The sequence below is a fragment of the Pseudonocardia tropica genome, assembly GCF_040105315.1.
Taxonomy (GTDB): Bacteria; Actinomycetota; Actinomycetes; order Mycobacteriales; family Pseudonocardiaceae; genus Pseudonocardia; species Pseudonocardia alni.
In genome coordinates, this window is sequence record NZ_JBEDNP010000005.1 from 42,178 (window position 1) to 65,289 (window position 23,112).

The 23,112-nt window shown below is 72.6% G+C and carries 16 protein-coding genes; 11 read left to right on the top strand and 5 right to left on the bottom strand.

Annotated features, from left to right (window positions below):
- The first annotated feature begins 60 nt into the window (after positions 1 to 60).
- Complete coding sequence (ileS, locus tag WHI96_RS10060) at positions 61 to 3,246, top strand: isoleucine--tRNA ligase (protein ID WP_345650563.1); 3,186 nt, start codon at positions 61 to 63, stop codon at positions 3,244 to 3,246.
- A 23-nt stretch (positions 3,247 to 3,269) separates the two neighbouring features.
- Here ileS and WHI96_RS10065 read toward each other — a convergent pair whose 3' ends face one another.
- The gene (locus tag WHI96_RS10065) at positions 3,270 to 3,884 is read right to left on the bottom strand and encodes a hypothetical protein (RefSeq protein ID WP_345650569.1); all 615 of its coding nucleotides are present in this window, start codon (positions 3,882 to 3,884) and stop codon (positions 3,270 to 3,272) included.
- Positions 3,885 to 3,950: 66 nt separating this feature from the next.
- Here WHI96_RS10065 and WHI96_RS10070 point away from each other — a divergent pair, with 66 nt between their 5' ends.
- Genes WHI96_RS10070 through WHI96_RS10090 form a run of 5 tightly spaced genes read left to right on the top strand, consistent with a single transcriptional unit; the run spans position 3,951 to position 8,503 of the window.
- Positions 3,951 to 4,760, top strand: a complete 810-nt coding sequence (locus tag WHI96_RS10070; RefSeq protein ID WP_345650572.1) for a class I SAM-dependent methyltransferase — start codon at positions 3,951 to 3,953, stop codon at positions 4,758 to 4,760.
- 13 nt (positions 4,761 to 4,773) lie between these two features.
- Positions 4,774 to 6,267 carry a potassium/proton antiporter gene (locus WHI96_RS10075; RefSeq protein ID WP_345650574.1) on the top strand — a complete coding sequence of 498 codons (1,494 nt, stop codon included), beginning with the start codon at positions 4,774 to 4,776 and terminating at the stop codon, positions 6,265 to 6,267.
- 43 nt (positions 6,268 to 6,310) lie between these two features.
- Positions 6,311 to 6,859: a signal peptidase II gene (gene lspA / locus WHI96_RS10080; protein ID WP_345650577.1), complete on the top strand. Its 549-nt coding sequence runs from the start codon at positions 6,311 to 6,313 to the stop codon at positions 6,857 to 6,859.
- A 10-nt stretch (positions 6,860 to 6,869) separates the two neighbouring features.
- Positions 6,870 to 7,784: an RluA family pseudouridine synthase gene (locus tag WHI96_RS10085; RefSeq protein WP_345650580.1), complete on the top strand. Its 915-nt coding sequence runs from the start codon at positions 6,870 to 6,872 to the stop codon at positions 7,782 to 7,784.
- Complete coding sequence (locus WHI96_RS10090) at positions 7,781 to 8,503, top strand: hypothetical protein (RefSeq protein WP_349302364.1); 723 nt, start codon at positions 7,781 to 7,783, stop codon at positions 8,501 to 8,503. The genes WHI96_RS10085 and WHI96_RS10090 overlap by 4 nt, the downstream gene beginning before the upstream one ends.
- 374 nt (positions 8,504 to 8,877) lie before the next feature.
- Here the strand turns inward: WHI96_RS10090 and WHI96_RS10095 are convergent, their stop codons facing one another.
- Positions 8,878 to 9,504 carry an HAD-IA family hydrolase gene (locus WHI96_RS10095; RefSeq protein ID WP_345649241.1) on the bottom strand — a complete coding sequence of 209 codons (627 nt, stop codon included), beginning with the start codon at positions 9,502 to 9,504 and terminating at the stop codon, positions 8,878 to 8,880.
- A 344-nt stretch (positions 9,505 to 9,848) separates the two neighbouring features.
- Between WHI96_RS10095 and dnaE the strand changes: the two genes are divergently transcribed.
- Entirely contained in the window at positions 9,849 to 13,397 is a 3,549-nt protein-coding gene (dnaE, locus tag WHI96_RS10100) for a DNA polymerase III subunit alpha (RefSeq protein WP_345649244.1), read from the top strand.
- Between the two features lie 433 nt (positions 13,398 to 13,830).
- On the opposite strand, the gene WHI96_RS10105 is transcribed toward dnaE, so the two are convergent.
- Positions 13,831 to 14,769, bottom strand: a complete 939-nt coding sequence (locus WHI96_RS10105) for a PaaX family transcriptional regulator (protein WP_345649247.1) — start codon at positions 14,767 to 14,769, stop codon at positions 13,831 to 13,833.
- A 155-nt stretch (positions 14,770 to 14,924) separates the two neighbouring features.
- Between WHI96_RS10105 and WHI96_RS10110 the strand changes: the two genes are divergently transcribed.
- Positions 14,925 to 16,148, top strand: coding sequence for an adenosylmethionine--8-amino-7-oxononanoate transaminase (locus tag WHI96_RS10110; RefSeq protein WP_425571659.1), 1,224 nt, complete (start codon positions 14,925 to 14,927; stop codon positions 16,146 to 16,148).
- Positions 16,149 to 16,427: 279 nt separating this feature from the next.
- Positions 16,428 to 18,740, top strand: coding sequence for a SulP family inorganic anion transporter (locus WHI96_RS10115; protein ID WP_345649250.1), 2,313 nt, complete (start codon positions 16,428 to 16,430; stop codon positions 18,738 to 18,740).
- Between the two features lie 23 nt (positions 18,741 to 18,763).
- Here WHI96_RS10115 and WHI96_RS10120 read toward each other — a convergent pair whose 3' ends face one another.
- Together WHI96_RS10120 and WHI96_RS10125 are read right to left on the bottom strand one after the other, a co-directional pair.
- A complete protein-coding gene (locus WHI96_RS10120; protein ID WP_345649253.1) occupies positions 18,764 to 20,089 on the bottom strand; it encodes an ISL3-like element ISPfr2 family transposase in 1,326 nt (441 codons plus the stop codon).
- Positions 20,090 to 20,865: 776 nt separating this feature from the next.
- A complete protein-coding gene (locus WHI96_RS10125; protein ID WP_154076176.1) occupies positions 20,866 to 21,177 on the bottom strand; it encodes a putative quinol monooxygenase in 312 nt (103 codons plus the stop codon).
- A 107-nt stretch (positions 21,178 to 21,284) separates the two neighbouring features.
- Here WHI96_RS10125 and WHI96_RS10130 point away from each other — a divergent pair, with 107 nt between their 5' ends.
- Positions 21,285 to 22,226, top strand: a complete 942-nt coding sequence (locus WHI96_RS10130) for a GlxA family transcriptional regulator (RefSeq protein WP_344869347.1) — start codon at positions 21,285 to 21,287, stop codon at positions 22,224 to 22,226.
- 431 nt (positions 22,227 to 22,657) lie between these two features.
- Positions 22,658 to 23,047 (top strand): thioredoxin family protein, encoded by a 390-nt coding sequence (locus tag WHI96_RS10135; RefSeq protein WP_345649263.1) that lies wholly within the window; start codon positions 22,658 to 22,660, stop codon positions 23,045 to 23,047.
- Positions 23,048 to 23,112 lie beyond the last annotated feature (65 nt).

Consider the following 23,112-nt stretch of genomic DNA (forward strand, 5'->3'; position numbering starts at 1 on the left):
GCTCTCCAGGGCCGTCGTCGTCCCCGTGCGAAGCGAGAGCACGCACGAGGAGCGACACACGTGAGCGGCTATCCCGACGTCCCGGCGCACCCGTCGTTTCCGACGCTCGAGCAGGACGTGCTCGCGTCGTGGGACACCGACGACACCTTCCGCGCGTCGGTCGACCGGCGTCCCGCCGGCGAGAACGGGGCCGACGAGTACGTCTTCTACGACGGCCCGCCCTTCGCCAACGGCCTGCCCCACTACGGCCACCTGCTGACCGGCTACGTCAAGGACGTCGTCCCGCGCTACCGCACCATGCGCGGCCACCGGGTCGAGCGCCGCTTCGGGTGGGACACCCACGGCCTGCCCGCCGAGGTCGAGACCGAGAACCAGCTCGGCATCAAGCACAAGTCCGAGATCGACGAGATGGGCGTCGCCGCGTTCAACGAGGCGTGCCGCACCTCCGTGCTGCGCTACACCGGCGAATGGCGCGACTACGTGACCCGCCAGGCCCGCTGGGTCGACTTCGACAACGACTACAAGACCCTCGACCTGGACTACATGGAGTCCGTCCTCTGGGCGTTCAAGTCATTGTGGGACAAGGGTCTCGTCTACTCCGGCTTCCGGGTGCTCTGGTACTGCTGGCGCTGCGAGACGCCGCTGAGCGCCACCGAGACCAAGATGGACGACGTCTACCTCGACCGGCAGGACCCGGCCGTCACCGTCGGGCTGCGGCTGTCGGACTCGGGCTGTGAGGACCTCGACGGAGCGCTCGCCCTGGTCTGGACGACCACGCCGTGGACCCTGCCGTCGAACCTCGCCGTCGCGGTGAACCCCGACGTCGACTACGCCGTGGTCGAGGCGAACGGCGAGCGCTGGGTGCTGGCGCAGTCCCGCGTCGCCGCCTACGCCCGCGAACTGGGCGAGGACCCGCACGTCGTCACGGTCATGAAGGGGTCCGACCTGCTCGGCGCGAGCTACACCCCGCCGTTCGACTTCTTCACCGGCCGCGAGAACGCCCACCGCGTGCTGGCCGCGGACTACGTCACCACCGAGGACGGCACCGGGCTGGTCCACATCGCCCCCGCCTTCGGTGAGGAGGACAAGGAGGTCACCGACGCGGCCGGAATCGAGGTCGTCAACCCGGTCGACTCCCGCGGCGAGTTCACCACCGAGGTCCCGCCGTACGCCGGCATGCAGGTGTTCGACGCGAACCCGCAGGTCATCCGCGACCTCAAGGACGGCAACGCGCACGCGCAGGGCGTCCTGCTGCGCCACGAGACCTACGACCACCCGTACCCGCACTGCTGGCGCTGCGGCAACGCGCTGATCCAGCGCGCCGTCGACTCCTGGTTCGTGCGCGTCACCCGGTTCCGGGACCGGATGGTCGAGCTCAACCAGGAGATCGACTGGACGCCGGCGCACGTGCGCGACGGCCAGTTCGGCAAGTGGCTGGAGGGCGCCCGCGACTGGGGCATCTCCCGCAACCGCTACTGGGGCAGCCCGATCCCGGTGTGGCAGTCCGACGACCCGCGCTACCCGCGCACCGACGTCTACGGCTCGCTGGACGAGATCGAGCGCGACTTCGGTGTGCGCCCGACCGACCTGCACCGGCCCTACGTCGACCAGCTGACCCGGCCCAACCCGGACGACCCCACCGGCAGCTCGACCATGCGCCGGGTGCCGGAGGTGCTCGACTGCTGGTTCGAGTCCGGCTCGATGCCGTTCGCGCAGGTCCACTACCCGTTCGAGAACGCCGACTGGTTCGAGCACCACTACCCGGGCGACTTCATCGTCGAGTACAACGGCCAGACCCGCGGCTGGTTCTACACGCTGCACGTGCTGGCCACCGCCCTGTTCGACCGGCCCGCGTTCCGCAACTGCGTCGCACACGGCATCGTCCTGGGCGACGACGGCGCGAAGATGTCGAAGTCGCGCAAGAACTACCCCGACGTCAACGAGGTCTTCGACCGCGACGGCAGCGACGCCATGCGGTGGTTCCTCATGGCGAGCCCGATCCTGCGCGGCGGCAACCTCGTCGTCACCGAGCAGGGCATCCGCGAGGGTGTCCGCCAGGCGATCCTGCCGCTGTGGAACACCTGGTACTTCCTGTCGCTCTACGCCGGCGGGGAGCGCGGGACGTTCCGCACCGACAGCCCGCACGTGCTCGACCGGTACGTGCTGGCCAAGACCGCCGACCTCGTCGACGGCGTCACCGCGGCCATGGACGCCTACGACATCGCCGGGGCCTGCGACCGGATCCGCGACCACGCCGAGACCCTCACCAACTGGTACGTGCGCCGGTCCCGCGAGCGGTTCTGGTCCTCCGACGACGCTGTCCGCCGCGACGCCGTCGACACCCTGCACACCGTGCTGGAGGTGACCTGCCGGATCGCGGCGCCGCTGCTGCCGCTGACCACCGAGGCCGTCTGGCGCGGGCTCACGGGGGAGCGGTCGGTGCACCTCACCGACTGGCCCGCCGGGTCCGACCCGTCGGTCTCGCACCGCGAGGCCGGGGCCGGGCTGCCGCACGACGCCGACCTCGTCGCCGGGATGGACCGGATCCGGCAGGTCGCGAGCGCGGCGCTGTCGCTGCGCAAGTCCGCGAAGGTGCGGGTGCGCCAGCCGCTGCCCGCGCTGACCGTCGCCGCGACCGACGCCAAGGCGCTGGAGGACTTCACCGGGCTGCTCGCCGACGAGGTCAACGTCCGCTCGGTCGAGCTGACCGACGACGTCGCCACGCACGGCCGGTTCGAGATCGCCGTCAACGCCCGGGTCGCCGGACCGCGCCTGGGCAAGGACGTCCAGACCTGCATCCGCGCGGTCAAGGCGGGGGAGTGGACCCAGGAGGGCGACACCGTCGTCGCCGCGGGGATCGCGCTGCAGCCCGGCGAGTTCACCGAGAAGCTCGTCGCCGCCGACCCGGAGCGGACCCAGGCCCTGCCCGGGAACGCGGGGCTCGTCGTCCTCGACACCACGGTGACGCCGGAGCTGGCCGCGGAGGGCACCGCCCGCGACGTCGTGCGCGTCGTGCAGCAGGCCCGCCGCGACGCGGGTCTGGACGTGTCCGACCGGATCGCGCTGACCCTCGACGGGCCCGACGCGGTGCTCGACGCCGTCCGGACCCACGAGGCGTTCGTCGCCGGGGAGGTGCTGGCGACCTCGGTCGCCTACGGCGCGGCCGGCGGCGGCGCGTCGAGCGGGCAGGTCGTCGGCCCCGACGGCGCGGCGGTCACGCTGTCGGCCGCGGTCGCCCGCGCCTGACCGGTACCGGCGCCGACCACCGCTCAGGGGCGGGGTGTCACCGTGAGACGGACGCGGTGGTCGGCGCCGGAGACCCGGGTGACCTCGACGGTCGCCGGGACCCCGTCGACCCGGCACGCGACCGTCGCGCGCTCGGGCACCGGCGGGCAGCGCGGGGACAGGAGCACCGCGTCGTGGCCCGCGGCGCGCAGCGGGTCGCGCACGGCGAACATCAGGACCCCGGCCAGCGTGTCGGGCCCGGTCGGGCCGGGGCCGACGCCGGGGACGACCACGTCCAGCTCCGCGACGCCGTCGGCGGACACCGGGAAGTCCCAGCGGGTCCGCACGACGTCCTGCGGGGTGCGCCCGCGGTAGCCCTCCACCCACGCCTCGTCGACGCGCACGGTGCCCCAGCCGTGGCGGCCCTCGTCGTCGCGCATCCGGCAGCCGAGGACCGGGTCGTCACCGTCCAGGACCCGGCAGTCGGCGGTGACGCCGGAGTGCTCCCGGCCCGTCGCCGCCTCGACCAGCAGCGCCGCGCCCCCGGCCGGTGACGGCAGCGGCTCGTGCTGCGACCACAGCACCAGCGCGGTGGGGACGACCGCGACGGCGACGACGAGCGGCAGCCACCACCGGGGCGGACGGGATCGATCGGGCACGGGGACAGTCTGGCCGACCGGGACCGGCCGGAACTCCGCAGAACCACCGGGCCCTATCCTCACCCCATGGGTGACGCGGCGGAACGGTGGCGGGAACGCCAGACCGGCCGCGGGATCCCCGACCGCGTCCTCCGCCACGCCCCCGCCGACCCGTGGACCCACGACCCCGCCGACTTCACCCCGCCCGCGGAGCCGGCGGACACGCCGTCGCACCGGGTCGCGCGGGCGATCGCCGAGCGTGCCGCCGCATGGACCTGCGCCGGGGCGTCGGTGCTCGACGTCGGCTGCGGCGGCGGGGACGCCGCGTTCGGCGCGGCGTGGCCCGAGCCGTCGCCGGTGGCGCGGGTGGTCGGCGTCGACCGGCAGACCGACATGCTCGCGGTGTTCACCGCGGCGGCCCGCGCCCGGGACCTGCCCCACGGCACCGTGCACGGCACCTGGCCCGAGGCGGCTGCCGACGCCGGGCGGCACGACGTCGTCGTCTGCCACCACGTGCTGCACAACGTCGTCGACCTGCCCCCGTTCCTCGCCGCGCTGACCGACGCCGTCCGCACCCGGGGCGGGATCGGCGGCGTCGTGGTCGAGATGCTGACCGAGCACCCGCTGGCCTGGCTGGACCCGCTGTGGGCGCGCTTCCACGACGTGGTCCGGCCGCCGTCGGCGACCCACGACGACGCCGTCGCGGTGCTGCGCGAACAGCAGGGCGTCGACCCGGAGGTCCTGACCTGGACCCGTGCGGCCCGCCTGCCGCACGACGCGGCCTGGGTCACCCGCCGGCTCTGCCTGACCGCCGACCGCGTCGAGGAGGTCGCCGCCGCGCTGGTGGACCTCCCGCCGCGGCGCACCGACGCCGTCACCCTGACCTGGTCGCCCTGAGCAGGGGGCCCCGATGAGTCTGGAACTGTTGCTCGGCATCTCCGCGGGGGTGCTGCTGCTCGGCGTGCTCGCGGTGCGCGTCTCGGTGCGGCTCGGCCTGCCGTCGCTGCTGCTCTACCTGGGCATCGGCGTGCTGCTCGGCGAGTCCGTGCTCGGCATCCCGTTCGACGACACCGGCCTCACCGAGTCCCTCGGCCTCACCGCGCTCGTGCTGATCCTCACCGAGGGCGGGCTCACCACCCGCTGGTCGGCGGTGCGGCCCGCGCTCGGGCTCGGGCTGCTGCTGTCGACGCTGTCGGTACTGGTGTCGATCGCCGTCGCGGGCGGGCTGCTGCACCTGCTGCTCGACCTGGAGTGGCGCACCGCGCTGCTGTGGGGCGCGGTGCTGTCCTCCACCGACGCCGCCGCGGTGTTCTCCGTGCTGCGCGGGGTCGCCGTCCCGCAACGCCTCGCCGGGACCCTCGAGCTCGAGTCCGGCATGAACGACGCGCCGGTCGTGATCGCCGTCGTCGTCCTGGCCGGGACCGAGGCCATCAGCTGGACGACGCCGCTGCTGATCGTCTACGAGCTCGTCGCGGGCACCGTCGTCGGCGTGCTGCTCGGGCTGGGCTCGGCGTGGACGCTGCGCCGCGCCGCGCTCCCGTCGACCGGCCTCTACCCGCTCGCGGCGATCGCGTCCTGCCTGCTCGCCTTCGCCGCCGGGCAGGGCGTGCACGCCTCGGGGCTGCTCGCCACCTACTGTGCCGCGCTCGTGCTGGGCAACTCCCGGCTGCCGCACCGCGGCGGTGTCGTCTCCTTCGCCGAGGGCACCGGGTGGATCGCCCAGATCGGGCTGTTCGTGCTGCTCGGCCTGTACGCGGTGCCGGAACGGCTACCCGCCGCCGTGGTGCCCGCGCTGATCTGCGCCGCGGTCGTGCTGCTCGCTGCGCGGCCGCTGTCGGTGGCCGCCGCCGCCCTGCCGTTCCGGGTGCCCTGGCGGGAGCAGGCGTTCCTGTCCTGGGCGGGGCTGCGCGGAGCCGTGCCGATCGTGCTCGCCCTCGTCGCGGTCACCGAGGGCGGCGGGCAGAACCAGCGGCTGGTCGACGTCGTGTTCGTGCTGGTCGTGGTCCTCACCCTGGTCCAGGGCACCAGCCTGCCCTGGGTGGCACGGCTGCTCGGGGTCGTCTCGCGCACCGACACCCGCGGCGTCGAGGTCGACGCCGCCCCGCTCGACGAGGTCGACGCCGAGCTCCTGCAGGTGAAGGTGCCCCCCGGGTCCCGGCTGCACGGCGTCTACCTGCGCGAGCTCCGACTGCCCCGCGGGGCCACGGTCAGCCTGGTCGTGCGCGACGCCGAGGCGTTCTCCCCGGGCGGGGACACCCGGCTGCGCGAGGGCGACCAGTTCCTCGTCGTCAGCACCCGGGACAACCGGGAGGACACCGAGCAGCGGATCCGCGACGTCGACCGCGGCGGCAAGCTGGTCCGCTGGCACGAGGGCAGGGGCCGGCCGAGCGGGCGGGGCGGCTGACCGGCCGGTCGGCGGTGTCGGGGCGACCCGCATAATCAGGGGTGTGAGTGCCGACCCCCCACCCCCCGCCACGCCGATCGACCCCGCCGTACGACGGCGCGGTGTGGCGCTGCTGGCGGGCATCGCCACGGTGTGGCTGGCCCTCGACCTCGTCACCAAGATCACCGCCGTCGCCACGCTGGAGGGGCAGCGGCCGGTCACCGTGATCGACGGGTTCTTCTACCTCACGCTGCTGCGCAACCCGGGCGCCGCCTGGTCCATGGCCACCGGCTACACCTGGCTGCTGACGATCGTCGCGGTGGTCGTCGTCGGCGTGATCATCCGGATCGCCCGGCAGCTCGCCTCGACCGGCTGGGCGGTCGGCCTCGGCCTGGTCCTCGGTGGTGCGCTGGGCAACCTGGCCGACCGGTTCTTCCGCGCTCCCGGACCGATGCGCGGGCACGTCGTGGACATGCTGGCCTTCTTCTCCCCGGACGGGAGCGTCTTCCCCGTGTTCAACATCGCCGACACCGGCATCGTGTGCGGCGGCATCCTGCTGGTGCTGATGGCCGTGCGCGGCATCGAGATCGACGGGAGTCGCGAACGTGGGTGAGGTACGCAGCATGCCGGTGCCCGACGGGCTGGACGGCATGCGGATCGACGCCGGGCTGTCCCGGCTGCTGGGCCTGTCCCGGACCGTCGTCGCCACCCTGGCCGAGTCCGGCCGGATCTCGGTCGACGGCCGCGAGGCCGGCAAGTCCGACCGGCTCCCCGGCGGGTCCTGGCTGGAGGTCGAGCTGCCCGACGCCCCGGCGCCCGCGGTCATCGAGGGCCCGGCGGAGGTCGTCGCGGGCCTGACGGTGCTGCACTCCGACGACGACGTCGTCGTCGTCGACAAGCCGGTCGGGGTGGCCGCGCACGCCTCCCCGGGCTGGACCGGGCCGACCGTGACCGGCGGGCTCGCCGCGCTCGGGTTCCGGCTGTCCACCTCCGGCGCCGCCGAGCGGCAGGGCATCGTGCACCGGCTCGACGTCGGCACCACCGGGGTGATGGTCGTCGCCACCTCCGAGCACGCCTACACCGAGCTCAAGCGGGCCTTCAAGGAACGCACCGTCGACAAGCGCTACCACGCCGTCGTGCAGGGGCACCCGGACCCGTCGTCGGGCACGATCGACGCCCCGATCGACCGGCACCCGCGCCACGACTACCGGTTCGCGGTGATGCAGAGCGGCAAGCCCAGCGTCACCCACTACGACACCATCGAGGCGTTCCGCTCGGCGAGCCTGCTCGACGTGCACCTGGAGACCGGGCGCACCCACCAGATCCGGGTGCACTTCTCCGCACTGCGCCACCCCTGCGTCGGCGACATCACCTACGGCGCCGACCCGACGCTGGCCAAGCGGGTCGGGCTGTCCCGGCAGTGGCTGCACGCCCGCACACTCGGGTTCGCCCACCCCGCCGACGGCCGGCACGTCGAGTTCACCAGCCCCTACCCGGCCGACCTCGACGCGGCGCTGGACACCCTCCGCGACCCGTGACCGGGCTGAGCACCCGGGCCTGGGCGTGGATCGCCGCGGCCATGGCGGTGGTGTTCCTCGGTGCGGTCTGGGCCGCCGGGTCCGGGCCGTCGGCCGGGGCCCCGGCGGCGACGGGGTCGGTGCGGCTGGGCCCCGACCCGGGCCAGGACGTCGCCGGCTACCTCGCCGGGCTGCCCGCGACCCTGCCCGCACCGGGGGTGTCAGTGCCCGCGCTCGTGCAGTTCACGCGCCCGCTGACCCCGTCCGAGGCCGCGGCCGCGGGCTCCGGGACGCAGACCACGACCGCGGTGTTCCGGGTGCCGTTCGACCGGGTGCAGACCGCGCTGCGGTTCGAGCCGGTCACCGGCACCGGGGACCCGGCGGCCGCGCTCGGCGTCGCCCGGGAGCGGGCCGCCCACGCCGCCGAGGCCGACGCCGACCGCGCCGCCCGCGACGGCGGGGGAGCGGCCACCCCGGAGGCCCGCGCGGCGCTCGCCCGGCGGGCCGCCGTCGCCGCCGCCGAGGGGCGCGCGCTCGCCGACCCGGGCTGCGCCTGCGTCGTCGCGCTGGTCGTGACCGCCGACCGGGCCGGGCTCGAGGCGCTCGCCGCACGGCCGGGGGTACGCGGCGTGCAGGCCGCGCCGCCCGGGACCGGCGCACCGGAGCTGGCGCTGTCGCCGCTGCTGCCCGAGCAGACCACCACCGCGAGCCCGCCGCCCGACGACGGTCCCGTCCCCTGAGCTGCACTCGTCCCCGGGCCGAGCGCGTCCCTGAGCCGCGCTCCCGGCCCTCGTCCGGCCCTGGCCCTCGTCCGACCCCGGCCCCTGCCCGGCCGCGCGGCCCTGGCCACCCCGGGGGCTGGTCATGATCACCGTGACGGAAGCGATCGGTGCCGGATGTGGCACCGATCGCTGCACAGACGTCGATCATGGGGTCGCCCGGCCCCGGCCCCGGCCGACCGGCCCCGAGCCCGGCCATGATCGCCGTGATGGAAGGGATCGGTGCCACATCCGGCACCGATCCCTGCACGCGTGCCGATCATGAGCCGACGGTGCCTGCGGTCGGCGGGCCCACGGGGCCGCACCGTGGCTGGCGCAGGGTCCCGGGGGACCGGTCAGCCCAGCACCCCGCGCTCGCGCAGCACCCGCACGGCCCGGGCGGCGCCCTCCCAGCGGTGGGCGTCCCAGCCGTGCGCGGACGCGGCGCGGACGTTGTCGACGCGGTCGTCGAAGAACAGCACCTGCTCCGGTGCGGTGCCGAACTCGACGTCGGCGCGCCGGAAGATGTCCTGCGACGGTTTCGCGGCGCCCACGTCGGCGGAGAACAGCAGCCGGTCGAACGGGCTGCTCCAGGCCGCGGCGCGCACCGCAGCCGCCAGTCCGCGCGGCGCGTTCGACAGCACGGCGAGGCGGACCCGGGCCCGGGCGAGGTCGGCGATCAGCATCGACGACGACGGCGGCAGGGTCGACCAGAAGCTCACGTCCACCCGCTCCGCGGCGTCCATCCGGGCGCGCTCGGGCGCCAGGCCCAGGTCGGCGCAGACGGCGGTCCAGTAGCGGTCCGGCGGGCCACCCAGGTCGTGCCGGGCGCGGTGGCGCCGGTACGCCTCGCGCAGTGTGGGCTCGGGCACGGCGAACACCCCGGCCAGCCGGCGCTCCAGGCCCGCGGACGGCACCAGCACCTCGCCGAGGTCGAACACCACCGTGCTCGGCGGCGGCGTCGGCTCGGGGGTGGTGGGCATCGTGGCCCGACCCTAACCCGCCGTACGGGGAGTCCGCGACACGCCGTCGTCCGGGGTGGACGGGGGGTGAGCAGGAGTGACACGCGGAGCCCGATCGTGCGCGGCCGCCGTCGCCGAAAGCGTCGGACCCCACCGTTACGCTGGGGCCCTCACCGATCCGGTCGGTCCGGACCCGCAGGGTCCACCGGCTCCGGCGAGCGGGCCCCGCCAGGTCCGCGGACCGCGCCGTCGTCCCTGCCCGTCCGCGCCACCGGCCCGGTGTCGGCACGTCCGCCCCGACGGGCGTGCGCACCAGCGGAGGTCCGCGCCGTCCCAGCGGCGCGGGAGAGGAGCGCGGGACACACATGGGCAGTGCCGGATCCGGGAGTCGCTCCTTCGTCCATCTGCACACGCACACCGAGTTCTCGATGCTGGACGGCGCCGCCCGGCTCGACGACCTGTTCTCCGAGGCCGCCAAGCACGAGATGCCGGCCATCGCGATGACCGACCACGGCAACGTGTACGGCGCCTTCGAGTTCTGGCGCAAGGCGAAGGCGCACGACGTCAAGCCGATCATCGGCATGGAGGGCTACCTCGCGCCCGGGTCGCGGCACGAGCGCAAGCGCACCGCGCTGGGCAACGGCAGCGAGAACAACCCCGACCTCATGTACACCCACATGACGCTGCTCGCGGAGAACACGGAGGGGATGCACAACCTCTTCCGGCTCTCCTCGCTGGCCAGCCTCGAGGGGTACTACTACAAGCCGCGTATGGACCGCGAGCTGCTGGAGAAGTACGGCAAGGGCCTGATCGCGACGACCGGCTGCCCGTCCGGTGAGGTCGCGCGCCTGCTCCAGCAGCACGACTTCGACGCCGCCTGCCAGGCCGCGAGCGACTACCGGGACATCTTCGGGAAGGACAACTTCTTCCTGGAGCTGATGGACCACGGCATCGAGATCGAGAAGCGGGTCCAGGAGGACCTGTTCCGGCTCAAGGACAAGCTCGACCTGCCCGGCCTCGCGACGAACGACCTGCACTACACCTACCCGGACGACACCAAGGCGCACGAGGTGCTCCTGTGCGTCCAGACCGGCAAGACCCTCGCGGACCCCAACCGGTTCAAGTTCGACGCGCAGGACTTCTACCTCAAGTCCGCCGCCGAGATGCGCCGGCTCTGGGACCCGATCCACCCCGAGGCCTGCGACAACACGCTGCTCGTCGCCGAGCGCTGCAACATCGACTTCACCACCGGCCAGGACCTCCAGCCCAAGGCGCCCGTCCCCGAGGGGGAGACCGAGGAGTCCTGGCTGATCAAGGAGGTCGAGCGGGGACTGCACATGCGGTTCCCCGACGGCGTCACCGAGAAGTACCGCCGGCAGGCCAACTACGAGGTCGGCGTCATCATCAAGATGGGCTACCCCGGCTACTTCCTGGTGACCGCGGACCTCATCCAGCACGCCAAGTCGGTCGGCATCCGCTGCGGCCCCGGGCGTGGCTCGGCGGCGGGCTCGCTGGTCGCCTACGTCCTGGGCATCACCGACCTCGACCCGATCCGGCACAAGCTGATCTTCGAGCGGTTCCTCAACCCGGACCGTGTGTCGATGCCCGACATCGACATGGACTTCGACGAGCGCCGGCGTGGCGAGATGATCCGCTACGTCACCGAGAAGTACGGCGAGGACCGGATCGCGCAGATCATCACCTACTCCACGATCAAGGCGAAGGCCGCGATCAAGGACTCGGCGCGGGTGCTCTTCGGCCAGCCCGGCTACTCCGTCGCCGACCGCATCTCCAAGGCCATGCCGCCCGCGGTGATGGGCAAGGACATCCCGCTGTCGGGCATCTTCGACCCGTCGCACAAGCGGTACTCCGAGGCGACCGAGGTCCGTGCCCTCTACGAGGCGGACCCGCAGGTCAAGGAGATCGTCGACACCGCGCGGGGCCTCGAGGGACTGAAGCGTCAGTGGGGTGTGCACGCCGCGGGCGTGATCATGTCCTCGACGCCGCTGATCGACGTGATTCCGATCCAGCGCCGTGAGTCCGACGGCGCGATCATCACGCAGTTCGACATGGGCGTCTGCGAGACCATCGGTCTGCTGAAGATGGACTTCCTGGGGCTGCGGAACCTCACCATCCTCGACGACGCCCTGGAGAACATCGAGCTCAACGGCAAGCCCGCCGTCGACCTGGACGAGGTCGAGCTCGACGACCGCCCGACCTACGAGCTGCTCTCCCGTGGTGACACCCTCGGCGTGTTCCAGCTCGACGGCGGTCCGATGCGGGACCTGCTGCGCCGCATGGCACCCAGCGAGTTCGAGCACATCTCCGCGGTCGGCGCGCTGTACCGCCCGGGCCCGATGGGTGCGAACGCGCACAACGACTACGCCGACCGCAAGAACGGCCGGCAGGAGATCACGCCGATCCACCCGGAGCTCGCCGAGCCGCTCAAGGACGTCCTCGGCGAGACCTTCGGCCTGATCGTGTATCAGGAACAGGTCATGTCCATCGCGCAGGTGCTGGCGGGCTACACGCTCGGCCAGGCGGACCTGCTCCGGCGCGCGATGGGCAAGAAGAAGAAGGAGATCCTGGACAAGGAGTACGCCGGCTTCGCCCAGGGCATGAAGGACAACGGCTACTCCGCGGCCGCGGTCAAGACCCTCTGGGACATCCTGCTCCCGTTCTCCGACTACGCCTTCAACCGCGCCCACTCCGCCGCCTACGGCGTGGTGTCCTACTGGACGGCCTACCTCAAGGCGAACTACCCGGCCGAGTACATGGCCGGCGTGCTCACCTCGGTGCGCGACGACAAGGACAAGGCCGCGGTCTACCTGGCGGAGTGCCGCCGGATGGGCATCACGGTCCTCCCGCCCGACGTCAACGACTCGGTGCGCAACTTCGCCCCGGTCGGCGACGACATCCGCTTCGGCCTCGGCGGCATCCGCAACGTCGGGCACAACGTCGTCGACGCGATCGTCGCCGCGCGGCGGGAGAAGGGGAACTTCGTCGACTTCTCCGACTTCCTGCGCAAGGTCGACGCGGTCGTCTGCAACAAGAAGGTCGTCGAGTCGCTGATCAAGGCGGGCGCCTTCGACTCGCTCGGGCACTCCCGCAAGGGCCTGCTGCTGGTGCACGCCGACGCCATCGACGCGGTGATGAGCACCAAGAAGGCCGCCTCGTTGGGCCAGTTCGACCTGTTCGGGTCGCTGGACGGCCCGGGCGAGGGCGACGACGGCGGCCTCGGCGGCATCTTCGACGTGAGGGTGCCCGACGAGGAGTGGGACACCAAGCACAAGCTCGCCGTCGAGCGGGAGATGCTCGGCCTCTACGTGTCCGGGCACCCGCTGCAGGGCCTCGAGCAGGCCCTCGCCGCGAAGTCCGACACCTCGATCGCCGACATCGTCGAGGGCTCGGTCGCCGAGGGTGCGCAGGTCACCGTCGGCGGCATCCTCGCCAACGTCAACCGCCGGGTGAACAAGAACGGCGAGCCGTGGGCGTCGGCGCAGATCGAGGACCTCGCCGGTGGCATCGAGGTGCTGTTCTTCCCGCGGGCCTACCAGGTGGTGGGCGTCGACGTCGCGGAGGACGCGATCGTGCTGGTCAAGGCGCGGGTCAACAAGCGTGACGACCGCGTCTCGCTGATCGCGAACGACCTCGCCGTGCCCGAGCTGGCCACCGGCGAGGCCGGGCTGCCGATCCGGGTCAGCCTGCGCACCGACCAGTGCACCCCCGAGCGCGTCGCGAAGCTCAAGGAGGTGCTGACCCACCACCCCGGAACCTCCGAGGTGCACCTGACCCTGGTCTACGGCACCAAGATGACCGCGCTGCGGCTGGACGACTCGCTCAAGGTCATGCACACCTCGGCGCTGATGGGTGACCTGAAGGCCCTGCTGGGCCCCGGCTGCCTCGGCGGCTGACCAGCCACACCCCTCGCCTTGCACCCACACCCGTTGCGACGGGTGTGGCGGCCGGAGACGGGGTGTGGACGTGCGCCGACCGGTCCGGAACGCCGCCGTTCCGGGGCGGGCTCCGGGCGTGGGGCGGTCACCCCGGGGCGGCCTGGCGACCGTCGGCGACGCGTGGCGACCTCCGCGCGGGTGGCCACGGGTCGGCAGGGGTCGCCACGGGGGTGCGGGGTGTGAGCGGGCCACCGCGACGGCGGGCGCCACGAGGTGCTCGTCCGCACCGGTGGGCTCCCCGGCGCGATGCGCCGCCGGTGAGAACCGGGCTGCCGCGGAGCGGACGGTGGGCGGGCAGGGCACGGGTGCGGTGGGGCGTGCCGGGCGACGGGGGCGTGGTCGCGCCCGGCACGGGTGGCACGGTGCGGCGGGTGCCGCGGTGGGGCGAGGCTCAGGCCCGGCGGGCCAGGTCGGCCCAGGCGGCGCGGGCGGGGGCGTCCCAGCGCTCGTGGAGCGTGGTGAACAGCTCCGTCGCCCGGGACCCGGCCCACTGCTCGGGAAGCAGTTCGGCGGGCAGCTCGGGGTCCAGGAACGGGAACCGCCGCCAGGCGTGGACCAGCCGGGTCTGGCGGGCGAGGACGTCGCAGCCGTCGTCGGCGGTGGACGCGACGGGCCCGCCGGCACCGCGACCGGAGGCGGTCGGGGCAGGAGCGTCGGAGGGCGGCGCGAGGTGGGGGCCGAACTCGTCGAGGAACTCCGAGTAGGCCCGTTCCACGACGTCGAGGTCCCAGGCCTGGGCGACGATGTCGTCGGCGTGGCCGATGCCGCCGTAGTGCCCGACGAAGGAGTACCCGGACCCGGCGAGGTCGAGCTCGTCGAGCACCGCCGCGACCCGGGCCTCCTTGCCGGGGTCGGGGCTGACCCACACCCCCGGGGCGGGGGAGCCCAATCCGGCCCACGCCAGCCGGGTGCGCAGCCGGTGTCGCAGGCGTCGCCGCGACTCCGGGACCGAGGCGAGCAGGACCAGCCAGCGGCCGTCCCAGCCGGTCGTCGGGCGGCCGAAGCCGTAGATGCGGGCGGCGCCGTCGGACAGCAGCTCCGACCCGGCGGGGGTGAGCGACCAGCGGACCCGGCGGCCGTCGCGGTCGGAGGTCAGCAGGCCCTCGCCGGCGGTGCGGGCCAGCGCCTGGCGGGCCGACTTGGCCTCCACCCCGAGCGCGCCCAGCACGTCGAGCAGGGCCCGGGTCCATACCGGTTCCCCGGCCGGGAGGACGAACTCGCCCAGCACGGTGAGCAGCAACGATCGGGCGGAGGTCTGCCCGAGCTCGCGACGGCGCAGGGCCGACCCGTCGGGCCCCTCCGGCTCGTACACGGAGTCGGGCGTGGCCATGGTCGGGCCAGCGTAGAGGGTCGGCACTAGCGTGGGCGTCCGTGACCACCGCAGGCCCCGGGCGTGTCCCGGACCCGACCCGCTCCGGATCCCCGCTCGACACGGGGGCACTGCTCGCCACCGACCGGGACCACGTCTGGCACCCCTACGCGCCGATGCCGGCGACCCGGGCGCCGATCGTCGTGGAGTCCGCGCAGGGGGTGCGGCTGAGGCTGCCCGACGGCCGTGAGCTCGTCGACGGGATGTCGTCGTGGTGGTCGGCCATCCACGGCTACCGCCACCCGCGGCTCGACGCGGCGGTGCGCGACCAGCTCGGCCGGATGAGCCACGTGATGTTCGGCGGCCTGACCCACGGCCCGGCCGTCGACCTGGCCCGGCTGCTCGTGGACGTCAGCCCGGAGGGGCTGGAGCACGTGTTCCTGGCCGACTCCGGATCGGTGTCGGTCGAGGTCGCCATCAAGATGTGCCTGCAGTACTGGCGGTCCCGCGGCCGCCCCGGCAAGCACCGGCTGATGACGTGGCGGCGCGGCTACCACGGCGACACCTTCGGCGCGATGAGCGTCTGCGACCCCGACGGCGGCATGCACTCGCTCTGGTCCGACGTCCTCCCGCAGCAGGTGTTCGCCGACGCCCCGCCCGAGGACTTCACCCACGACTACGTCGCCCACCTCGCCGAGCTCGTCGAGACCCACGCCGACGAGCTGGCCGCGGTGGTCGTCGAGCCGGTGGTGCAGGGCGCCGGGGGGATGCGCTTCCACGACCCCCGCTACCTGCACGTGCTGCGCGAGCTGTGCCACACCCACGACGTGTTGCTCGTGTTCGACGAGATCGCCACCGGCTTCGGCCGCACCGGCGAGCTGTTCGCCGCCGACCACGCCGCCGTCGCCCCGGACGTGATGTGCGTCGGCAAGGCGCTGACCGGCGGCTACCTGACGATGGCCGCGACCCTGTGCAGCACCCGGGTGGCCCGCGGCATCACCGACGGCGAGGCCGGGGTGCTCATGCACGGGCCGACGTTCATGGGCAACCCGCTCGCCGCCGCCGTCGCCCACGCCTCGGTGTCGCTGCTGCTCGAACGCGACTGGCGGCGCGAGGTGAAGGACGTCGCCGCCGGGCTGCGCGCCGGGCTGGCCCCCGCCCGGTCGCTGCCGGGCGTGCGGGAGGTCCGGATCCTGGGCGCGATCGGTGTCGTCGAGATGGCCGAGGAGGTCGACGTCGCCGCCGCGACCGCCGCCGCGGTGCTCGCCGGGGTCTGGCTACGGCCCTTCCGCAACCTCGTCTACGCGATGCCACCGTTCGTCAGCACCCGCGACGACGTGGCGCTGATCACCGCCGGGATGCGGGCCGCAGCCCTTGCCGGGCAGCGGGACCAGCGCTGAGTCCGTGATCCGGACCACCGATCCGGTGGACTTCGGTGTGTTCCACCTCACGCTACGCAGAGGTGTACGGCGCTGACCGGGCGTTTCGTCGTGGACGTCCGAAACGATGAGAAGCGTTCTCATCATGATCCGTTTCCGTGGTCGGGGTGAAACGGTGTCGGCCGGTCGCATTCGTCCGGACGGCCGCACCCGCTCCGCCGGTCGCGCATCGCGCGACCCGCCCCAGTCGACCGCACCGTCGCGGTCCGGCGCCCCCCACGGACCGATACGGAGGATCCGGTGCCCACGCACAGTCACTCCAGCACCACCAGCCCCACCAGTAACTCCGAACACCGCGTGCAGGACCACGAGCACGCCCCGGCCGAGTCCGGCCGCGGTGAGCACTCGCCGCCGGGCGGCTCCTGGTTCGGCCGCACGTTCCCGCACGCCCGGGCGGACTTCTCCGCCTCGATCGTCGTGTTCCTCGTGGCGGTGCCCCTGTCGCTGGGCATCGCCGTCGCCTCCGGCGCCCCGATCCTGGCCGGCCTCATCGCCGCCGTCGTCGGTGCCGTCGTCGCCGGTCTGCTCGGCGGCTCCAAGCTCCAGGTCTCCGGCCCCGCCGCCGGCCTGACCGTCATCGTCGCCGAGCTGGTCAACACCTTCGGCTGGCAGGTCACCACGCTGATCACCGCGGGCGCCGGTGTCCTGCAGATCGTCTTCGGGCTGACCCGGCTGTCCCGGTTCGCCCAGGCCATCCCGCCCGCCGTCGTGCACGGCATGCTCGCGGGCATCGGCGCCACCATCGCCCTCGGCCAGCTGAACGTCGTGTTCGGTGGTCAGGCGCAGACCGGTGGCGTCAACTCGATCGCCGCGCTGCCCGGCGCGATCGCGAACCTGTCCTGGCCCGCGCTGCTCCTCGGCGGCATCGTCATCGCGATCATGCTGACCTGGAACCGGCTGCCCGCGAAGGTGACCGTCGTCCCGGCCGCGCTGGTCGCGATCGTCACGGCCACCGTCGTCTCCCTCGCCTTCGCCGACGTCGTCCGGGTGCAGTTGGGGGGCTCGCTCCTGGACGCGCTGTCGCTGCCCGCGCTGCCGGAGTCGAACTGGGGCAGCGTGCTGTTCGGCATGCTGACCATCGCGCTGATCGCGAGCGTCGAGTCGCTGCTGTCCGCCGTCGCGGTGGAGCGCATGAGGCCCGGGACCCGCACCGACACCGACCGCGAGCTGCTCGGCCAGGGTGCGGCCAACACCGTCTCCGGCATGATCGGCGGCCTGCCCATCACCGGCGTGATCGTCCGGTCCGCCGCGAACGTCAAGGCCGGTGCCGAGACCCGCGCGTCGGCGGTGCTGCACGGCGTCTGGATCGCGTTGTTCGCGATCGTGCTGATCGGCGTCATCGAGCTCATCCCGATGGCCGCGCTGGCCGGTCTGCTGGTCATGATGGGTGTCGGGCTGGTCAAGCCGGCCGAGATCCGCACCGCGCGGCAGCACGGTGAGCTGGTCATCTACGCCGCCACCCTGCTCGGCGTCGTGTTCCTGAACCTGCTCGAGGGCGTCGTCCTCGGGCTGGTCCTGGCCGGGCTGATGCTGCTCTGGCGCGCCGTCCGGTCCCGCCCGCACCTGGAGCAGGCCGACGACGGCAGCTGCGAGCTCGTCGTCGAGGGCTCGCTGAGCTTCCTGGCCGTGCCGCGGCTGTCCCGCGAGCTGAACTCCGTCCCGCGCGGCTGCGACGTCACCGTCCGGCTGGTCACCGACTACCTCGACCACGCCGCCTACGACCACCTGCTCGCCTGGAAGGCCCGCCACGAAGGCACCGGCGCCACCGTGACCGTGATCGAGCCCGAGCAGGCCCGCCGCGCCGCCGCGCCCGGCGCCGGCTTCCTGACCTGGGGCGAGTGGCAGGGCAGGGAGACCGAGGGGCGCGCGTCGGGGACGCTGATGGCGGGCGTCGCCGCGTACCACGACAACACCTCCGAGGCGATCCTCCCGACCATGACCGGGCTCGCCGACGGGCAGTCCCCGTCCGCGATGATGATCACCTGCGCGGACTCCCGGGTGCTGCCGCACGTCATCACCCACAGCGGCCCGGGCGACGTGTTCACCGTGCAGAACGTCGGCAACCTCGTCGTCGGGCCCGGCACCGCGGCCGCCGTCGAGTTCGCCACCGGCACCCTCGACGTCCCGATCGTCGCCGTCTGCGGCCACTCCGGCTGCGGCGCGATGCAGGGGCTGCTCGCCGGCGGCGCGAACGGGGACTCCGCGCTCGGCCAGTGGCTGCGCGAGGCGCGGCCGGTGCTGCGTGCCTACGAGAACGGTCACCCGGTCGCCGTCGCCGCCGCGCAGGACGGTTTCGGCGAGGCCGACCAGCTGGCGATGGTGAACGTCACGATGCAGCTGGAGATGCTGCGGGCGCAGGACTCCGGCGCCGAGGTGCTGGGCCTGTTCTACGACATCCGCAGCGCCCGTGTGCTCGTCCTCGACGAGGCCGCGGGCCGGTTCGTCGAGCCCCGCGCCGACCTCGGCGCCGGGGGCTCGGACCTCGACCGGATCGCCGCCGGACACGGGCACGGGGCCACCACCGCCGCGGCCCGCCGGCTGCTGAAGGTCTGAGCCCGCGCATCCGGGAACAAGGCTCATCCCAATCGGGGGTGTAGGAGTTGGGGTCTGAAGCCGCCGGTCTCGAGCAGGCTTCGGGCGATGTAGTTGGTCAGGTTGCGGAACCCGAGTGCGGAGCCGCGCAGGTGTTCGAGCCGTCCGTTGAGCGCCTCGGTCGGCCCGTTGCTGGTGCCGGGTCGTTCGAAGTAGGCGAGCACGTCGGCGGCTCGCTTCTTCAGGGTCCGGCCCAGGGTGGTGAGCTCGGTGAGCACCTTGGGGACGCCGGCGCTGAGGTCGGTGATCAGCTTCTCCATGAGCTCGCGGCCACGTTGCCGGTCCTCGTGGCGATAGGCGGCGATCATGCGCTGGTAGACACCCCAGGTCGCCTCGACCTCGACGTGAGCGTCATCAACGAACAGCGCGCGTAGCCTGTCGCTCTGCTTGTCGGTGAGCAGGTCCGCGCCGGTGTGCAGCGTGCGCCGCGACTTGTAGAGCGGGTCGTCCCTGAACCCACGGTGCCCGTGGATCGCGAGTTGGACCCGGCGCCGGCACCTGTCGAGGGCGTCACCGGCCAGGCGCACGACGTGGAAGGGATCCATCACCGTGACCGCGTCCGGGATCTCCTCCGCAGCGGCGGTCTTGAACCCGGTGAAGCCGTCCATCGCGACCACCTCGACCGCGTCACGGAAGGCGTCGTCGCGGTCGGCGAGCCAGGTCTTGAACGCCGCCTTCGACCGGCCCTCGACCATGTCCAGCAGCCTTGCTGGGCCGGCGCCATCGCGGACCGGGGTGAGGTCGATGATCACGGTGACGTACTTGTCGCCACGCCTGGTGTGGCGCCAGACGTGCTCATCGACGCCAATGACCTTCACGCCCTCGAACCGCGTGGGGTCGTTGATCAGCAGCCGATTGCCTTCGGCCAGGACCGCGTTGTTGGCGGTGTCCCACGCGACCCCGAGTCCCTCGGCGACACGGGCGACGGTGAGGTGTGCGACCACGATCCCTTCCAGCGCCCACCGCAACCCGGTGCGCGAGAGCTTCGCGCGTGGCTCCGCCGCGGCGCTGGTGTCTTGGCGCCACACGTGTCCGCAGTCGGCACAGCGGTAGCGGCGCACTACAACTTCCAGCACGGTCGGTCGCCAGCCCAGCGGCTCGTGGGCCAACCGCCGGATCACGGTGTCACGAGCAGCGCCTTCGCTGCCGCACCGTCGGCAAGACTGATCTGGTTCCACCAGGCGGCACGCGAGGACCGCACGATCCGGTTCAAGTCGTTGCCCGGTCACGCTCAGAACGAGGCCGTCGAGTCGAGCGAAGGCGGTCAGGTCAGGGCGGCCGAAGCCGGCCGGCGGGGTAGCGTCGGACACGTCGAGGTCTTTCGGATGGATGGCGTAGGAACCTCCGTCGTCGGGAGACCTCGACGTCTATCTGCGGACCGACGCGTCCGGCCGACCTACACCCTCATCTGGGAAGAGCCCGCAAAGCCGACGTGATTAGGTCGTCGGTTCGATTCCGACAGGCGGCTCCGGCGAACAGCCCCTGACCTGCGCAAACGCAGGGCAGGGGCTGTTCGGTTCTGGTGGTCGCGCGATGCGCTGGCCTCACGGCTCTGCCCGACACCGACGTCGCTCTCCTCTGCGACGGACCCCTCGCCGGCTGAGCGCTCGCGGCCGGCATCCTGTCCGTGTGCCGATATGCCTCGCTCCGCTCGGCAACGCAGCGTGGCGTTGTGTCGCGACCTGGACGTGCGAGGTGTCAACGGTGCGTCGGCGCAGCGATCGTTGTGTGCGCAGCGAGATGCTCCATGCCGCACGCGCGGCGCGCACGAACGCAACGCCCCGGAACGCCAACGACCGGTCATCGCTGCGACGCGCAACGCGTCTCCCGTCACGGCAACGGATCGCAACCACGACCCGCCCACGGCGCCTCGCGGGACGGAGGGCAAGTTGACACAGTTGCGCTGCCATGGAACCGCTCTGGCTCTCTCGATGACCACCGGTGAAACAGTGCCGCTCCAGGCTTGCGCCTGGTGTTGCCTGGCCTCCTCGTGATCGGCCCGTCGGGGATCGTCAACGTGGTGCGGGTGTCGAGGCGGTCGGGTCCGACGGCTCGGCGGGGCGCGATCGTCTCGTGCGTTGGCGGACTACGGGAGCTTGGACGCGAGGACGTCGGCCGGCAGGATCTCGGGTGCTGCGCCGAGGAGGTGCTGGTTGGCCATCAGGGCTGCGACGATGGCGCCGTTGGCGTGGGCGTCGCGAGCGGCCTCGTCGGGGAATGCATCGAAGATCCAGAAGGTGTCGGCGTGGGTCCTAGCCGCGAACCAGACAATCGTTCCTACTTCTTCGTTGGCGAGTGCGACAGCGCCGGCGAGCAGATCGGCGAGCGCGTCGTGCTGTCCATCGGCCGCGACGATCTTGGCGACGAAGGCATACGGAAGTGATGCGGGTGTGGACATGAGGGGTTCTCCTTGAAGTCGGGGTTCTTCGTGGGGCGAGTTCAGCGTATGACGAGCCAGGGCCGGTGGGGAGTGGCGTATACGGCAGTATTGCTATCGTTCGCGTCATGCGTATCGGACTGATCGCGATCGACGGCTGCTTCGGTTCGGCGGTCGCGTCGGTCATCGACATCGTGCGGGTGGCCGACGGAGCCCGCGGCGATGTCGACCCGCGGATCGACCCGATCGAACTCGCCATCCTCGGACCGAAACGGCGAGTGACCACGACGGCATCGATGACCCTGTCGGTGGACCACCCGCTGTCGGAGTCCGGAGAGTTCGACGTGGTCGTCGTCCCTGCGCTTGGAACCCTGACGGCCGCCGCGACCCACGACGCCCTCCAGAGCCGAGATGCTCGTTCGGTCATCGCCTCACTCGGGCGCCTCGACGACGCGACCACCCGGATCGCCGCGGCGTGCACCGGCGTGTTCGCCGTCGCCGAGACCGGACGGATGCATCATCGGCGGGCGACGACCAGCTGGTTCCTGGGGCCGGAGTTCCTGAAGCGCTATCCGACCGTCGCCCTCGATCTCGACACCATGGTCGTGGTCGACGGGAACCTCGTCACCGCCGGCGCCGCCTTCGCCCACATCGACCTCGCGCTCTCACTCGTGCGATCGATCAGCCCCGACCTGGCCCAACATGTCGCCAAGCTCCTCATCATCGACGAGCGCCCGTCGCAGGCGGCCTTCGTCGCCTACGAACATCTCCGGCACGAGGACTCGATCGTCGTCGAGTTCGAACGCTTCGTGCGCGTCCGCCTGGACGAACCGTTCAACGTCGCCGTCGTCGCGCAGTCGCTCGGCACCAGCCGGCGCACCCTCGAACGACGAGTCCGTGCGGCGCTCAACCTCACTCCGCTCGGCTTCGTCCAACGGCTTCGCATCGAACGAGCTCGGCACCTCTCAGCAACCACGGACCTCACCTCCGCCGAGATCGCGCGACGGGTCGGCTACGCGAACGCCGAGACTCTGCGCTCCCTCCTGCGCAGGGAGCGACGCCGTTCCTGACCTATCGCCATGCCTGTAACCGGTGTCCTAGCGCTCGGTTGGAACCACCTCTCAGCACGTCGCGTCGACGCCCCTGCGTCGCCCCTGGACGACCCACTCGACACGCCCGCAGCACAGGCCATGTGACGTGCCCCGGCTTCCCGGACGGTCGGGGTCGGGTGGCTGTGATGTCGCTGCGTTCTCGTCGAGGGGGTCAGCAGACTCGATCAGGGTCGATTGGGATGAGACGCGAAGGCGGTCAGGTCAGGGCGGCCGAAGCCGGCCGGCGGGGTAGCGTCGGTCACGTCGAGGTCTTTCGGATGGATGGCGTAGGAACCTCCGTCGTCGGGAGACCTCGACGTCTATCTGCGGACCGACGCGTCCGGCCGACCTACACCCTCATCTGGGAAGAGCCGGGAACAATCCGCACCCACGACGTCGTTGGGGACCGTATGGCCACCGTGGAACTGACCACCGACAACTTCGACGACGTCGTGGGCGCGCCCGGGACGACCGTGCTCATCGACTTCTGGGCGTCCTGGTGCGGGCCGTGCACCCAGTTCGCCCCCGTCTACGACGCCGCCTCCGAGAAGCACCAGGACGTGACCTTCGGCAAGGTCGACACCGAGGCCCAGCAGGCGCTGGCCGGCGCGTTCGGGATCTCCTCGATCCCGACCGTGATGGCCGTCCGCGACGGCGTGGTGCTCTACTCCGAGCCGGGCGCGCTGCCCGCCGAGGCCCTCGAGGATCTCATCGGCCAGGTGAAGGCGGTCGACATGGACGAGGTCCGTGCCGCCGTCGCCGAGCAGGAGAAGCCGCAGGGCGAGGCGCCGCAGGCCTGACCCGGCGTCACGGTCTCCGGAGCCCCGCACACCTGCGGGTGGGCGGGGCTCCGTCGTGCCTAGGG